Here is a 14,521-nt window from a genome sequence, read left to right as displayed (position 1 = left end):
GGCGCCCACCGGTCTCACACCTTCGGCGGGTTGAGCCGGCGGATGCCTCTCAGGCCTCTGGCGCCCACCGGCCTCACACCTCCGGCGGGTGCAGCCTGACTATGCCCCGCGCCCCCGCGGCGCCCGTCGGCCTCACACCTTTTGCGGGCCCCCGACGACCTCACGTCTCCGGCAGCGTCAGCCTCGCCACCGCGCCCCCGTCGTCGGCGTTGCCGAACGTCAGGCGGGCGCCCAGCACCTCCGCCTGCCCGGCCGCGATCGTGAGCCCCAGTCCGTGGCCCGTGGCGCCGCCCTCGGTGCGGAACCGCTGCGGGCCGTGCGCCACCAGGTACTCCGGATAGCCGTCCCCGTGGTCCCGTACCGTCACCACCGGGCCGTCCACCGTCAGCACCACCGGCGCCCGTCCGTGCTTGTGCGCGTTGGCCACCAGGTTGCCCAGCACCCGCTCCAGGCGCCGCCGGTCCGTCTCCACCCGGGCGTCCCGGACGATCCGCACCTCGGTGTCCGTCCCCGAGGCCCGCACCACCCGCCCGGCCAGCGCGCCCAGCTCCTGGAACTCCAGCTCGCGACGCTCCCGCCGGGTGTCCAGGCGGGAGATCTCCAGCAGGTCCTCGGTGAGCGTGCGCAGCGCCGCCACCCGGTCCCGGACCAGCTCCGTCGGCCGCCCCGGCGGCAGCAGCTCGGCCGCCGCGTGCAGCCCGGTCAGCGGGGTGCGCAGCTCGTGCGCCACGTCCGCGGTGAACCGCTGCTCGCTCAGCAGCTTGCTCTGCAGCGACGACGCCATGGAGTCCAGCGCGGCGGCCACCACGGCCACCTCGTCCTGCGGCCGGGTCGGATCCTTAGTCCGCGGGTCGTTCACCCGGGCGTCCAGATCGCCAGCGCTGATCCGCCGTGCCACCCGCGCGGTGCCGTTCAGCCGCCGCGTCACCCGGGTCACGGCGAACGCGCCGACCAGCACCGTCGCCCCGATCGCCAGCGCCGACGACCACAGGATGGACTGGTCGAGCCCGGCGATCGTACGGGCCTGCTGCGAGTAGTCGACCTCCACCGCGAGCGCCCGGTGACCGTCGGCCGGGCCCGCCGCCCACATCGTCGGCCGCCCCAGGTGCGAGGAGACCATCGTGCCGCGCTTCCCGGCCACCGCCAGCGCCCGCAGCCGTCCCGGCAGCCCCCGCGGATCCAGCCCCGCACCCGGCAGCAGCGCGTCCCCGGCCTCGTACGCCGCCGTGGCGTCGTCCAGCCGGGACAGCGCCAGGTCACGGGCGCGGCCGACCGTCTGGTTGGTGACCGACACATGCACCAGCACCCCGAGCAGCGCGGCCAGCGCACAGCTCATCACCGTGATGAACACGGCCGCCTTCACCGCCAGCGCCCCGGCCCACCGGGGCAGCGCGATCCTCATGATCCGCTCGCGGAAGCGCCGGGGGACGCCGGCCCGGGCGCCGCCGACGCGGAAGCCGACGGGCTCGGCAGGCGGCCGTCCGGAGCCCTGCCGGTGCGCAGGAACTCGTCCCGGGAGAACACCATGGCGCGCCGGTCCGGATCCCACGTCCAGGTGGTCCGGTACTCGTACCCCGCGATCCCGGCCGGCGAGCGCTCGATCAGGGCCCGGCCGGCCAGTTCCACGCCGATGATCGCGTCGTTGTCGGCCAGCACCTGCACCAGCCGGTGCTTCTCGACCGTGTAGACCCGCACCGCCGTCTGGTTGGTCGGGTACAGCCGGAAGCCGAGCGTCATCTCGTCCCGGCCGTCCCCGGTCAGGTCCCGGTGGTATGCCCTGAGCAGCGGACACCGCGCCCGCACCCCGCCCGGCTCGCACTCGCGCACCCGGTCCACGGTGGCGTGGTACGCCCCCTTCGATCCGTAGTCGTCCGGGTGCGCGGCGATCTCCGCCCGTACGACGTCCACCGGGTCGACCTTCCGGATGTCGTCGCCGGGCACCGTGATGCCCTTGACGGTCTCCCGGGTGGCCACGGCGTACGGGTACGCGGGGCTGGACGCCGGCCGCAGATCCGGCCAGAGCCGCGCCGGGCTGACCGCGGTCGGCGTCGTCCCGGCGTTCTCGAGACCGCCCCGGTCCCCGCAGCCCGCGACCGCCACCGACAGAAGGGCGGCGACGGCCGCGGCGCGGGCGGCGCGAGAGGCTGGCCTGCGGACGGACACGGGGCTCCTGGTGCTTCGGGGGACAGTGAGGACGGCGGCGACGGCCGGGGCCGCTACACCCTATGCGCAACTCGTAGGAAAGTCCTTTTTGCGTACCTGAACCCTCCAGTCGACCGCCGGCGCTTCTCGGCTCCGCCCGGCGCCGACGCCCCCCCGGCCCCGACCGGCGCCGCGGCCCTCCCCGGCCCCGCCTGTCGGCAGGCCGCCGTCGCTCCCCGGCCCCGCCCGACGCCGCGGCCCCCGCGGCCCCGCCTGTCGGCAGGCCGCCGACGCTCCCCGGCCCCGCCCAACACCGCGACCCTCCCGACCCGCCCCGCCGCGATCCCGCCCGCGCCTCGCCCTCCGAGGCCGGCCTTGTTCTTGCCGTCGCCGCGCCCGCCTGTTCCCATGGTCAGGGGGTGATGCACGCATGAGCGGCACGAGCGGCATGGGCATCGAGGGCGGCATGGGCGGCTTGAACGGAGTGCGCGTGGTGCCGGCCCGGCAGCAGGGTCACGAACGCCTGTACGTGTGCGGACCGGACGGATCGAGCGTCGCCTGGTACGACCGTGACACCGGCCGCGTGAACCTGGTCGCGGCGGACCGCGAGGCCGAGGTGCTGGACGCCCTCAAGCCGTTTCTGACCGGCCCGGTGACCGTGGGCCCGCCCCCGGTGCCCACCCCCGCCGAACTGGCCCGGCTCACCCTCCACCCCGACGACGACCTCGCCCCCAACCGCCCCGGCGAGGCCCTGCTGGTCGCCCTGGACCGCGATCCCGGCCCCGCCCACCGCCTCCGCCCCGACCCGCGCCGCCGCGCCCTCGCCGCCGAGCAGACCACCGGCGAGGCCCTGGACGGCCTGGAAGGGGCAGGCTGGCACGTCCTGCACTCGCTCCCGCTCCCCGGCGGCGACCGCATCCACCACCTGCTCATCGGCCCCGGCGGCCTCTTCGCCGTACACGCCCTGTACGCGCGCAAGCAGCGGGTCCTGGTCACCGACCCGATGATCACCCTGGGCCGCCACGACCCCGAGCCCGTCCTGCGCCGCCTCCGCGCCGGCGCCGACCGAGCCTCCTACGCCCTGACCGCCGAGGTCCACCCCCTCCTGGTCCTCCTGGACCCCGCCGACATACGCACCCCCACCCCACCCCGAGGCGTCCGCGTCCTGCGCACCGCCGACCTGCCGACCCTGGCCCGCCTCGGCGCCCTACTGAAGCCGGCGGACGCCGAGGCCCTGCACGCGATGGCCCGCGACAGGAGGACATGGGCGAGGCTGTAGCCGGGCACCTCGATCCCCCGGGGCTCGGTCAGGGCAACTGCCCGGCCCCCCGCCCCGCCACCAGTCCGTCCATCAGATCCCCGGACTCCCGCACCCGCCCCACCACGTCCCCCGCCAGGAACTCCAGCTCCTCCGCCCGCCGACACCCCTCCACCTCCGCCCACGTCACCGGCGCCGAGACCAGCGGAACGGACCGCGCCCGCACGGTGTACGGCGCCGCCGTCGTCTTGCGCCCCGCGTTCTGGCTCCAGTCCACGAACACCTTCCCCGGCCGCAGGCTCTTCGTCATCCGGTGCACCACCAGGCGCGGCATCGCCCGCTCCGCCTCCACCGCCAGCGCCTTCGCGTACTCACTGGTCCGCTCCGGCGACCCCCCGCGCACCGCGGCCAGCAGATGCAGCCCCTTCGACCCGGCCGTCTTCGCGTACGCCTCGATCCCGTCCGCCGCCAGCCGCTCCCGCAGCCACAGCGCGACCTCGCAGCACTGGACGATCGTCGCCGGCGCCCCGGGATCCAGGTCGAGGACCAGCCGGTCGGCCTCCTCGGGCGACTGCACCAGCCACTGGTGCGTATGGAACTCGGCGACCAGGTTCGCCGCCCACACCAGGCTCGGCAGATCCCGCACCACCACCATCCGCGCCGGTCCCTCCGACCGGGGCACCTCGGCGGTCATGACCCAGTCGGGGGTACCCGGCGGAACGTTCTTGGTGAAGAACACCTGCCCGTCCGGCCCGTCCGGATAGCGCAGCAGGGACACCGCCCGGTCCCGCAGATGCGGCAGCATCACGTCGGCGACGGTCGCGTAGTAGTGCAGCAGCTCACCCTTGGTGAAGCCGGTCGCCGGATACAGCACCTTGTCCAGGTTGCTGAGCGCGACCCGGCGGCCCTCCACCTCTGTGATTGGCGTCATAGGATGACAATCCCAGACAAGCGCCCCCATATCGCCGTACAGCACACACGACGCCCGATCGGAACGGAGGCCGCGGCACGTGCGATCCATCTGGAACGGAGCCATCTCGTTCGGACTGGTCAGCATCCCGATCAAGCTGGTGAACGCCACCGAGAGCCACTCGATCTCCTTCCGCCAGATCCACACCGAGGACAGCGGCCGCATCCGCTACCGCAAGGTGTGCGAGCTGGAGGACCGCGAGGTCGACCAGGCGGAGATCGGCAAGGCGTACGAGGACGCCGACGGCACGATCATCCCGATCTCCGACGAGGACCTGTCCCACCTGCCGATCCCGACCGCCAAGACCATCGAGATCGTCGCCTTCGTGCCGGCCGACCGGATCGACCCGCTCCAGATGGACACGGCGTACTACCTGGCCGCGAGCGGAGCCCCCGCCGCCAAGCCGTACACCCTGCTGCGCGAGGCCCTCAAGCGCAGCGACAAGGTGGCCGTCGCCAAGTACGCCCTGCGCGGCCGGGAACGCCTGGGGATGCTGCGCGTGGTGGGCGACGCCGTCGTCATGCACGGCTTGCTCTGGCCGGACGAGGTGCGCGCCCCCGAGGGCGTGGCGCCGGACGGCGACGTCACCGTCCGGGACAAGGAACTCGACCTCGCGGACGCCCTGATGGACACCCTCGGCGAGGTCGACCTGGAGGAGCTGCACGACGAGTACCGGGAGGCGCTGGAGGAGGTCATCGCGGCCAAGGCGGCGGGCGAGGCCCCGCCCGAGGCCCCCGAGCCCGCTGAGGGGGGCAAGGTGCTGGACCTGATGGCGGCCCTGGAGAACAGCGTCCGCGCGGCCCGCGAGTCCCGGGGCGGACGCACGCCCGCCGAGGGGACGGAGGAGGCCGAGGTCAGCTCCCTCGCCCGGCGTCGCTCCGCCCCCAAGGAGACGGGCGGCAAGAAGTCCACCGCCACGACGGCGAAGAAGGCCCCCGCCAAGAAGACGGCGGCCTCGAAGAAGTCGACGGCGAGAACCACCCGGAGCGAGAAGAAGACCACACCGGCGAGAACGACGTCCGGCTCCGAGGCCGACGCCACCACCGGATCCACGTCCAGGTCCACCTCGCGGTCCACGTCCAAGTCCACCTCCAACTCGACGTCCAAATCGGCCACTTCCGCCAAACAGACGGCGAAGAAGACCCCGGCGAAGAAGGCGGCCTCCCGCCGGCGCTCGGCCTGACGGCGGGGCCGCCCCGCAGGGCCGGAGCGGGCCCGGGCAGGGAATGGACCGGTATTCCCTCCCCTGATGTGGGACGACTCGGGCACGATGTGGGCGTGACTTACGTGGTGACCGTGACCATGGCCCCTGCCAAGGGCGCTCCGGAACTCGACACGCTGCAGCGGGAGGGCGTGATCTTCCTGCTGCGGAAGGGGTTCGACTCGCTCGAAGCGGTCGAGGGACCGGACGGCATGGAGATCGAGCTGATGGACGACGTCATAGCCGCCCATCCCGGAGGCGCCCTGCTCAAACTCTTCGTGGACGCTCCGGCACTGGAGTTCGCGGAGGACGCCGCGCGCGAGGTCGTGGCAGAACTCCTGGAGCGCACCGAACCGCTCGCCGACTGGCAGATCACCCGCTGCGCGGTGGAACTGAACTCCGCGCTCCTGCAGGAGAGCCTCGACGCCGCCGACGGCCCCGACGCCCCGCCGGCCGACCCGGCGGAACGCGCCCGCCGCCACGCCGCGGCCGAACCGGCACCCGCTCAGGGCCGCCTCGACCAGGCCGAGGTCGACGCCATGCGCACCAGGCTCCGCACCCTGGCCCCCGCCCTGGAGGCCTTCCCCCTCGACCGCTTCGGCTTCTGCGACGACGAGGACGAGCGCACGGTGTCCCGCGAGGCGGCCGAGATCGCCGCCGGCGCGCTCGTCTTCGCCATCGACCTCCTGGTGGACGAACTCTTCACCGACCTGGCCGGCCTGGAGGAGGACGGCCCCACGGTGGCCGAGAGCGACGCGACCTTCATGCTCCTGGACGACCTGCCCTCGCAGCACGCCGACGAGTACACCGTCCTCTTCGCCCGCCGCCTCACCGTCACGGCGGTCACCCTGACGGCACGCCTCACCCAGCCCCACTTCACCGGCCCCCACTGCGTGGCCGAGGACATCCTGCTGAGGGTCCTGCTCACCCAGGCGGAGGTCACGGCCGACCTCTACGACCTCCTCACCGACGAGGTCACCACGGCCTTCGAGAACCTCACCGACACCCTCGACGAGGACCCGGCCCACGACCCCCTGGACCACGCCCCGCCCGGAGTGGAGAACTGGTTCGTCCCCTTCGACGCCGAGAGCCCCGTCCACCCGTACGCCACCAACGACGACGAGGAGTCCCTGCAGGGCCGGTGACCGCGGCCGAGCGAGGGACCGCACCCCCCGGATGGCTTTCCCGATGAGCGCCGCGCGGAAAGTCGATCTAGCTTCGAAACGAGCACCGAGTGGATCATCCGACGGTGCGCTCTTCCGATTTCGAAGGAGGACGACACATGCGCAAGCTCCGAACGGCCGTTGCCGCGGCCGCCCTCATCGGTGGCGTCGGCTTCATGGGAGCCGCCCCCGCCACCGCCCTGCCCATGGGAGGAGGCGGTCACGGCGGCGGTTGCAAGTCCCACGACCTGAACATCGACATCCTCGGCGAGGTGGGCGTCGGCAACGGCGTGCTCGGCAACTTCATCAACGGCGAGGGCAGCCCGGGCGCCCAGTTCACCGACATCGGCTCCGACTGCGGAGGCTGGTAAGACCACCTCCAAGCACACCCGAATAGGTCCGGGCACCTGGCCGACGAAGCCGACGCCCACTCCACCGAATCTGTGGCAGAGACTCTCATCTCAAGGTGGACACCAAAGGCCCCGCACCATCACCGGTCCGGGGCCTTTGAGTTGGCGTCCCACCACTCCGATGTCCCCGTCCGCAACGGGCGATCCCTGACAAGATGACACCATGGAACGTGTGCTTGGAATCGGCGGCTACTTCCTGCGGGCCACCGACCCGACGGCATTGTCCGCGTGGTACCGCGACTGCCTGGGCCTGGACGCGGACGAGAACGGCCTGTGGCGACAGGAAGCGGGCCCAACGGTGTTCGCGACGTTCGAGCACGGGACCGACTACTTCGGCTCTCCCACCCAGCGGACGATGCTCAACTTCCGGGTCCGCGACCTGGACGCCATGCTCGCTCAACTGCGGACCAGGGGAGCGGACGTGTCCGAGGAGACGCAGGACATGGAAGGCGTCGGCCGCTTCGGCTGGGTCACCGACCCCGAGGGTAATCGCATCGAACTGTGGCAGCCCGCCTGACCCCGCCGCCTCGTGGGCGGCGACGCACTGCCGACCCGCCCCACTGCCCGCAGAGGGAACTGCGGTGGACGAGAGCCGGCCCTGCTGGCCCGAGTCCTGCCCTCATTCCGCCTCATTCCGTCCGCTCCCTAGCTAGGAGCACCTCCCTGGTGGCCCCCATCAGACAACCCGCAGCGAGCACGCCGAACACGATCGCCGCTTGCCGCGCTCCGTCGGCATCGCGTCCGTCGAGGTACGCAACGCTGCGAACCTCGGCGGGGTGCGCCGGGTCGTAGACGACAGCGATCTGCCCTCCCGGCGTCACGGCGTCCGCCGAGCCGGCCTCCACATCGACGTCCGCGCGCACCGAACCCGAAGGCGTGGCGAAGCGCACGATCGCGGAAGTGGCCCAGCCCTCCTCCGACCGCCCCGAGACCTCGACCACGGTGGCGTCGGTCCGCTGGCCCTGGTCCCGGAGGTCCGCCACCACCTGATACTCCTGAGCGGCATCCCACCCCGCGACGCCGGCAACAGCGACGCACACCAGAAAACCCCCGGCGGCCAGCCGCACCCTGGCCCAGCGGGGCGCCACGAGCCAGGACTCCGGCCCGAGCCGCAGCGCCCCAGCCACCAGAGAGGCCGGCGAAGGAACGGCCCAGCCCCGGCGGAGCAACAGCTTCAACACGCCGTCCACCGCGGCGAGCGCCACCGCCCAGCCGAGACCATAGACCCACAAGGACCCGAACGGCCCGAAGGCCATCCACACCACGATGGCCACGACACCCGCGAGCGCACTCCACCCACCGGCAGAGCCACCCGTGCCCAGACCGTCACTCAACCCGACTTCGCGCTGAGCCATCTGCGCCTCCAGACCCCGTCAGGAGAAGAGACTCACCGGACGCCGTACGGGTTGTAGGAGCACCTCGCCGCCTCGGCGAGCGCTTGTGGCAGTCCACGGCGCGTCAGGACGTCGCTCACCGCGCATGTGCCTTGTCGGACTATCCGACTAGTCTGCGCGCCATGGGGCTTGGCGACATCAACTACGAAGACGTGGTCGCGGCGACCGAGGAGGCCCGCCGTCTCGGCCGGGACAACTTCCTCCAGGTCTACGGCTTCAGGCGGGCCAAGTCGTACGAGCTGGTCCTGGACGGACTTCGTTACGACTCGAAGGCGATAGCCGGCGTCGCCCACGGGCATGCCACCGGCGACTTCCTGCGCGCGAAGGACTTCAGCGGCGGCGCGGCCACGGTGGCGCGACGCCTGCGCGAGCTCGGCTTCGTGGTGGAGACCGGAGAGACATCCCGGAACCGGGCAGCTCTGTTGGAGCGCCTCCGGACACTCCGGGTTTCCCGCGGCCCAGGAAACCCAGCCCCCAGCCGACACCAGCCGTTGAGCCTCCTGTGGGCAGTTGCCCGCGCAGCCGACGAGTGGCCTCGGATGACCCCGTGGCCCGAGTTCCGAGACGGAGTGGGTCCCCTTCTGGTCGAGTTCGGCCTTCCCAACGCGAAAGCCACTCCGGAGTACCCCTTCTGGCATCTCCGAGGCAGCGGGCTGTGGGAGGTCCAAGGCGTGCCGGCCGAGTCTGGCAAGGAAATGCCCAAGAAGAGCATCCTCGACGCACACCATCCGCAGGCTGGTCTGACGGAAGAGGCCACTGATCTACTCCGGGACCCGGTAATCCGCCTCGATGCCATCGCCACTATCTGCGACACCTATCTCGCGGACGTAGACCGCCGGGCCCTGTTCGAGCGAACGGGCCTGGGCGGATACACCACAGCCAGCGGTCTGTTGCGCCCGTCAAAGGACGCGAGCAGCAGTGCCGGCATGGACGAGTACGAGCGGTCGATCGGCCCCGCTTCGCGCCGTGACACGGTCCGCTCCGTCATCGTCCGCGACGAAGCACTGGCCAGAAAGGTCAAGGAACTCGAGCGCGACCGGTGTCAGATCTGCGACACGGCGCTCCGCTACCTCAACCGCCCGTACAGCGAGGCTGCGCACATAAGAGGCCTGGGCGGCCCCCACCACGGCCCCGACGATCTGCAGAACCTCCTGTGCCTGTGCGCCAACTGCCACGTCCTCTTCGACGGCTTGGAGATCTATGTCGACCCTGATGGCCTGGTCAGGGAGACAAGAGGCAACAGAGAACCCCGCCCGCTCCGTCGCGACCCCAGACATCCGATAGACGAAGCGCACATCGGCTATCACCGCAACCTGTGCACCGTCAACGTCTCCGGAAATACGATCAACTGACACACTTTCCGCAGGCCTGGCGCCAGAGAAGCGGGTACGAGCGCTCCGTCTACAGCCCATCATCAACAAGACACCACTGACAGCGCGCACCAACCGCCTCATCGGCGGCCAAGCGCTCTCCGGGCGCTTGCAGCGGCTCGCCAAGGCTGCCGAGACAAGCCCGGAGGGCGTCGAACAGCGCATCAGGACACACCCGGCGGACCCCGGCTAATGAGGGCCGACGACTTCGACGCCTTCGACGAGGGGTGGCGCAAGGCGCTCCAGGCACATATCGCAGCGGCTCTGGGCAAGCCGGTCGTGGACGACCACGTTCCCGGTCAGCGACCAGAGGTGGCGGTCCAGGCGACGGAGAACGACCTGACGTCGAAAGTTCCAGCGCACGTGGAGTCGTGCGCCCCCGGCTCACGCACCACCGGAGGGCTGACACCGGGGCGGACGAGCGCTCGCCTGCGAGCTCCACGCCTCCCGGCCGCCTGCCCAGCCATCCCAATCGGAGTAGACCAGTGGCGAGGCGACGGCTGGGGGATGCGGGGTGGTGGCCAGCGGGACATTCGCGAACAACCGGAGGGAGCGATGTCACAACTAGGTCACCTTCTTCACCGATCCCTCACATCTGCGGCTGCAGCGAGAGTAGTTTCACCCCTCACGTACTTAACCCCGGGGGGTCCCGTGAGCTACTACCAGCCTCAACCGCCGCCGTTTCAGCCTCCGCCCGTACCTCCGACCGCTCGTCCCGCACCCAAGTGGGCCAGGAAGCGCTTCGTACTGCCCGCCCTGGGTCTGGCGTTCATCCTCGGCGTGGGCAGCGCCGGCGCCGAGGACAAGCCGAACGCGACGAAGACTGTGGCCGACCACAAGGCGCGCCCGACGGCCACGGCCACGGTCACCGCGACAGCCACGGCGACGGAGACCGCGAAGCCGAAGCCTGCGCCGACAGTGACTAAGACGAAGACGGTCAAGGTGAAGGTGACCGTCACCGCACACGCCGCTGCGGCAGGGGCGGGAACGGGCAGCAGCTCGTCGTCTGGTGGCTCGTCGTCCAGCGGCGGGTCCAGCTCCTCGGGCGGCACCAGTTCCGCCGGCGGCGGCGCGACGGCTCTGTGCAACGACGGCACGTACTCGTACGCCGCCCACCATCAGGGGGCCTGCTCACATCACGGCGGCGTGGCTGTCTTCTACCGGTAGCCGACGCCTCGGGACGATGCTCCGACTGCTGGTGTGAGCGCGGGACCGGTAATCCCTATTAGGGGGCCGGTCTGACCGCCTCGGGACATCCGGCGCACACCTCATGCTGAAGCGCCCACAGGGACGGGGTGACGGGTGTGGTGATGGCGCCCAAGGGTTGCTGTTCAAGGCATCGGCCGTCGCAGTCGGAGTGCCTTGAGCGACAAAGCCTCGAGGCGCGGTCCCTCCTTCACCCGGAGACCCCACACACGGAGGGTGGCGTACTTGCGGTGCATAGGCGAAGACCCCGGCTTCAGCGTTTCCGGTGGTGACGGGGTCTTCGGGCACCTCAGGATGCCCCCGGCAAGGGGTCCAGAATATGAGAACAGGGCAACGCGCAAGTGAAGCGAGCCGAGCTGGCAATTGAGTCGATAGTCCCGCTGAAGCCAAGGCCTTACGAGCCCTAGCTCCGGAGTGCGGTCCCAGGAGCTAGGGGATGGTTCGGTGCGAACGAAGATGAAATGGACCTATCGTTACGATGATTGGGCTGTCTCGTCGAACAAGGCCAACTGCTCCTGCGCGTCGTACGGTTCCGGCTCCCGCTCCAGCCCCGGGGCTGGAGCGGCATCCGGTGGGGCATCGGCCGTGGCATCCGACGAGGGGCGCTCGTCCTCTACGGCTCGGGTGGGCAGGACATACTCCTGCGCAAGACCGGCGAGGTGCAAGGGCAGAGGCAGGCTCAGCGCATCCGGCAGATCGGGCGCCTGACGGAGCTGGTGCGCTGCGAGTGCCAGGGCCTCGGGAGAGTCACCGTCCTCGGGGTGACAGCCGAGTACTGTCAGCTCCACGAGACCCGGATTCCACGCGGCCTTGTCGGTGTCAACGGTCAGCTTCCCTTTTGTGTTCACCCTGGGGGCAAGCTTGTCGGCGGCCACCGACAGTTTGAAGGTCCGGGCCTTCGGGGTTGTAGACCAGAAGACGCGGGCCGGTTCCGGGTTGGCAGTAGGGTCTGTCCACAGATGGGCCGCCAGGCCGTTCGCCCCGTCCGGGTTTACGCCCCACCACTGCGCCGTTTCCCGCCCGCGTGACGTCCGTACCCGAACCAGCCGCAGATCCGGATCGAGGCGACGGGCGGGCGCGTGACCGTCACGGAACTTGTCGGCCACCACCTTGCTGTCCTGCAGCCAGGTCCAGTGCGAGCGCATGTTCTGGCCGTGGGCCAGCAACATCGTCGGCGTACCGCGCAGAGAGCGGCGAACCCGCTGCATCCACTCCTCGGTGGCTCGGTGCTGCTCGACCGTGTCCGCCCACCACGAAGGGTGGCGAGTGGCCGGAGTGCTGCCGTCGCGCGGGGTGGGCACTGTGCCTGCGGTCGGTACCTCTGCGCGCCTGGTCAGCCGCAGCAGCATCACCGGATACGGCACCCAGGCCCGGCCCTCGTCGTCCCAGCCCTCCACCCGGGCCAGGCCCTGTCCGGACGCCTCGGGTGTGACGAGTACCGCGACCGGCACATGGCCGGCCCAGCGCGTACGGCTGCGGCGATTCTTGCGGACCATCCACACGGCCGCGTACCGCATACCCGAAGGGAGCCGCTCACCGAGGCTGTGCTCGGGGTGGACCCGTACGCCGAGCTGCCGCAGACCGTCGTCCCACGCCTTGGCCGCGCGGAAGTCCTTGTTCTTCTCGCTGTTGTAGCCCTTGGCCTTCTTCGGCACCGCCATGAACTGGGTGAGCACACCGGCGTCCGCGCAGCCGAGCCGCACAGCGAACTTGGCATCATGGTCGGGGGAGGTGAAGTCCGCGACCCGGTCAATCTCCACCAGGGCGAGGGACGGAACTGAAGAGGGGGTGGCTTCCGCCACGAAGGCCGCCATCTCCCTCCGCCGGGCGCCGAGCGCGGTGGTCACCGCTTCACGTGAGTGCCAGGATGCCTCGGGCAGCGCCAGGTCGTGGCCCAGCGAGTGGGTGAGCTTGCGGCAGTGCAGCCGCACCATGAGCTCCGGGGTCTGCCACTCCAGCACGACGGTGCTCTCGAAGGCGTGCGTCTCCTCCGGTGCCCCTCCGTCTCCCTTGAGGCCGAGATGGGCGATCAGCGCGGCCACTGCGGTGTCGCGCATTGCGGGTGTCTGCCAGAACAACCTCGTCTCCAGCAGAGGCAGTTCGCCGGGATCCGCGTTCGGGCTCAGGCAACGCAGTGCGAAGGCGGCACCCTTCCTGCGCGCCTCCGTTCGCTGCCGCTCCTCCATAGCCTTCTTCGTCGCATCGGACGGCTCCCGGCGCGGATTCGCGGGAGTGCTCCCGGACAGACGCGTGTGCACCAGAGCGGGCGCCGGGCGCAGCTGAGCCGGCAGTGCCTCTTCGGCCCACTCGACGATCCGGGAGCGCTGGTCGGGCATCAGACCGGTGCCCACCTCGTGCGACCCCATCGCGGTGCTGTGGACGACGGCGGCCCGCATCCCGTCCTCCAGCCACTCGGTCGGGGCGGTGAGGATGGACGTGGCGTCGGGGAACGACTCGGTCAGGGACATGCTGCGCAGCATCCCGGCAGGCCCGCCGCCCACCCAGTCGTGGCCGCCCTTGTCCCACGCGAGCCGGGCAAGCGCGAAGCGTTCGCTCGCCGGGGCCCCGGGCAGCCACGGCACCCGGGGGCGCAGCAGGACCGTGGTCCTGCGGCCGTACGGCAGATAGAGCCGCCCGGACCTGGCGCCCACCCGGGTGGCGTAGCGCCTGATGTGGGTGTGCAGGTGGAAGCGGGGCAGCGGGTCGAACGGCACCGTCTGGAGCGTGATGTTCAGGACGACGGAGAACCACTCGGAGCCCTGGCTGCCCTCGTGTTTCAGCGCCTGTGACACCAACTCGGCACCTTGGTCGCGGGGCCCGCGCGGCATGGCGCGGAAGCGTAGCCGGCCCGCCCCGTAGTCATACGGCTCGAGCTGTTCGAGGAGCCGCCGGGCCAGCCAGTCCGTCGTCAGCTGGAACTGCCGGGAATCCGGGGCGGCCGTGCCACCGGCAGTGGGCGGGCAGCGCAGCAATTCCACCTCGACACCTTCCTGCCACTCGGGAGGGTCCTCGAAGAGCGCCTCGCGGGTCTCGCCCAGCAGCGAGCGGTACTCGCGCTCCGGACGCAGATCCTTCAACCAGGCTCCGACGAGAGCCCGGAAAGCCTCGGTGGGCAGCGGATCGGGGATGTCGTCCGGGGCGTACAGCCAGAAATCCGGGGCCTCGCCCCTGTACGTGGAGGGGCGAGGACGCACCAGCACGTCGGGTGCGAGCGTCTGGATCACCTGGTCCATACGGAAGGTGGGCACCGTCTCCAGCGGCTTGTTGCGGCCCGCGTTGCACAGCGCGAGCAGCGGACCGCGCCACCGCTCCGGAAAGGGCAGAGCGCGGTACCGCCCCGTCATCGAGGCGTCATGGGAGACGGGCAGCCAGGAGGCGGTGCGGATGGAGTCGTAGCGCTGAGCCAT

Annotated in this window: 12 protein-coding genes; 7 read left to right on the top strand and 5 right to left on the bottom strand. The window is 71.0% G+C overall.

Annotated elements, in window-relative coordinates; all coding sequences use genetic code 11:
* Positions 1–160: 160 nt before the first annotated feature.
* Entirely contained in the window at positions 161–1,402 is a 1,242-nt protein-coding gene (locus tag ACFYU0_RS32900; RefSeq protein WP_351662811.1) for a HAMP domain-containing sensor histidine kinase, read from the bottom strand.
* Positions 1,399–2,163 carry a hypothetical protein gene (locus ACFYU0_RS32895; RefSeq protein WP_389305972.1) on the bottom strand — a complete coding sequence of 255 codons (765 nt, stop codon included), beginning with the start codon at positions 2,161–2,163 and terminating at the stop codon, positions 1,399–1,401. Before ACFYU0_RS32895 ends, ACFYU0_RS32900 begins: the two co-directional genes overlap by 4 nt.
* A gap of 454 nt (positions 2,164–2,617) precedes the next feature.
* Here ACFYU0_RS32895 and ACFYU0_RS32890 point away from each other — a divergent pair, with 454 nt between their 5' ends.
* A complete protein-coding gene (locus ACFYU0_RS32890; RefSeq protein WP_351663011.1) occupies positions 2,618–3,421 on the top strand; it encodes a nuclease-related domain-containing protein in 804 nt (267 codons plus the stop codon).
* Positions 3,422–3,449: 28 nt separating this feature from the next.
* Here the strand turns inward: ACFYU0_RS32890 and ligD are convergent, their stop codons facing one another.
* Positions 3,450–4,331 (bottom strand): non-homologous end-joining DNA ligase, encoded by an 882-nt coding sequence (gene ligD / locus ACFYU0_RS32885; RefSeq protein ID WP_351662817.1) that lies wholly within the window; start codon positions 4,329–4,331, stop codon positions 3,450–3,452.
* A 79-nt stretch (positions 4,332–4,410) separates the two neighbouring features.
* Here ligD and ACFYU0_RS32880 point away from each other — a divergent pair, with 79 nt between their 5' ends.
* The 4 genes from ACFYU0_RS32880 to ACFYU0_RS32865 all read left to right on the top strand — a co-directional run bounded on the left by ACFYU0_RS32880 (position 4,411) and on the right by ACFYU0_RS32865 (position 7,661).
* Complete coding sequence (locus ACFYU0_RS32880) at positions 4,411–5,553, top strand: Ku protein (RefSeq protein ID WP_389305970.1); 1,143 nt, start codon at positions 4,411–4,413, stop codon at positions 5,551–5,553.
* A 95-nt stretch (positions 5,554–5,648) separates the two neighbouring features.
* Positions 5,649–6,716 (top strand): hypothetical protein, encoded by a 1,068-nt coding sequence (locus tag ACFYU0_RS32875; RefSeq protein WP_351662823.1) that lies wholly within the window; start codon positions 5,649–5,651, stop codon positions 6,714–6,716.
* 137 nt (positions 6,717–6,853) lie between these two features.
* Positions 6,854–7,105, top strand: a complete 252-nt coding sequence (locus ACFYU0_RS32870) for a hypothetical protein (RefSeq protein WP_351662826.1) — start codon at positions 6,854–6,856, stop codon at positions 7,103–7,105.
* A gap of 202 nt (positions 7,106–7,307) precedes the next feature.
* A complete protein-coding gene (locus tag ACFYU0_RS32865; protein WP_389305967.1) occupies positions 7,308–7,661 on the top strand; it encodes a VOC family protein in 354 nt (117 codons plus the stop codon).
* Positions 7,662–7,773: 112 nt separating this feature from the next.
* Here ACFYU0_RS32865 and ACFYU0_RS32860 read toward each other — a convergent pair whose 3' ends face one another.
* Positions 7,774–8,499 (bottom strand): DUF3592 domain-containing protein, encoded by a 726-nt coding sequence (locus ACFYU0_RS32860; protein WP_389305965.1) that lies wholly within the window; start codon positions 8,497–8,499, stop codon positions 7,774–7,776.
* Between the two features lie 161 nt (positions 8,500–8,660).
* On the opposite strand from ACFYU0_RS32860, the gene ACFYU0_RS32855 reads away from it, so the two are divergent.
* Together ACFYU0_RS32855 and ACFYU0_RS32850 are read left to right on the top strand one after the other, a co-directional pair.
* Positions 8,661–9,890 (top strand): HNH endonuclease, encoded by a 1,230-nt coding sequence (locus ACFYU0_RS32855; RefSeq protein WP_389305963.1) that lies wholly within the window; start codon positions 8,661–8,663, stop codon positions 9,888–9,890.
* A 669-nt stretch (positions 9,891–10,559) separates the two neighbouring features.
* Entirely contained in the window at positions 10,560–11,075 is a 516-nt protein-coding gene (locus ACFYU0_RS32850) for a flagellar motor protein MotB (protein WP_389305961.1), read from the top strand.
* A gap of 512 nt (positions 11,076–11,587) precedes the next feature.
* Here the strand turns inward: ACFYU0_RS32850 and ACFYU0_RS32845 are convergent.
* The gene (locus ACFYU0_RS32845) at positions 11,588–14,521 is read right to left on the bottom strand and encodes a pPIWI_RE module domain-containing protein (RefSeq protein ID WP_389305959.1); all 2,934 of its coding nucleotides are present in this window, start codon (positions 14,519–14,521) and stop codon (positions 11,588–11,590) included.

Source organism: Streptomyces sp. NPDC003720 (assembly GCF_042875075.1).
In the GTDB taxonomy this organism is placed as follows: domain Bacteria; phylum Actinomycetota; class Actinomycetes; order Streptomycetales; family Streptomycetaceae; genus Streptomyces.
The sequence above is the reverse complement of the archived record's forward strand: the minus strand, read 5'-3'. Positions and strand labels throughout refer to the sequence as shown.

Excerpts from the sequence above, each read along its gene's own strand:
- ACFYU0_RS32870 (WP_351662826.1), top strand. The coding sequence starts at position 6,854 with ATGCGCAAGCTCCGAACGGCCGTTGCCGCGGCCGCCCTCATCGGTGGC.
- ACFYU0_RS32865 (WP_389305967.1), top strand. The coding sequence starts at position 7,308 with ATGGAACGTGTGCTTGGAATCGGCGGCTACTTCCTGCGGGCCACCGAC.
- ligD (WP_351662817.1), bottom strand. The coding sequence starts at position 4,331 with ATGACGCCAATCACAGAGGTGGAGGGCCGCCGGGTCGCGCTCAGCAAC.
- ACFYU0_RS32860 (WP_389305965.1), bottom strand. The coding sequence starts at position 8,499 with ATGGCTCAGCGCGAAGTCGGGTTGAGTGACGGTCTGGGCACGGGTGGC.
- ACFYU0_RS32845 (WP_389305959.1), bottom strand. The coding sequence starts at position 14,521 with ATGGCTCAGCGCTACGACTCCATCCGCACCGCCTCCTGGCTGCCCGTC.
- ACFYU0_RS32900 (WP_351662811.1), bottom strand. The coding sequence starts at position 1,402 with ATGAGGATCGCGCTGCCCCGGTGGGCCGGGGCGCTGGCGGTGAAGGCG.
- ACFYU0_RS32855 (WP_389305963.1), top strand. The coding sequence starts at position 8,661 with ATGGGGCTTGGCGACATCAACTACGAAGACGTGGTCGCGGCGACCGAG.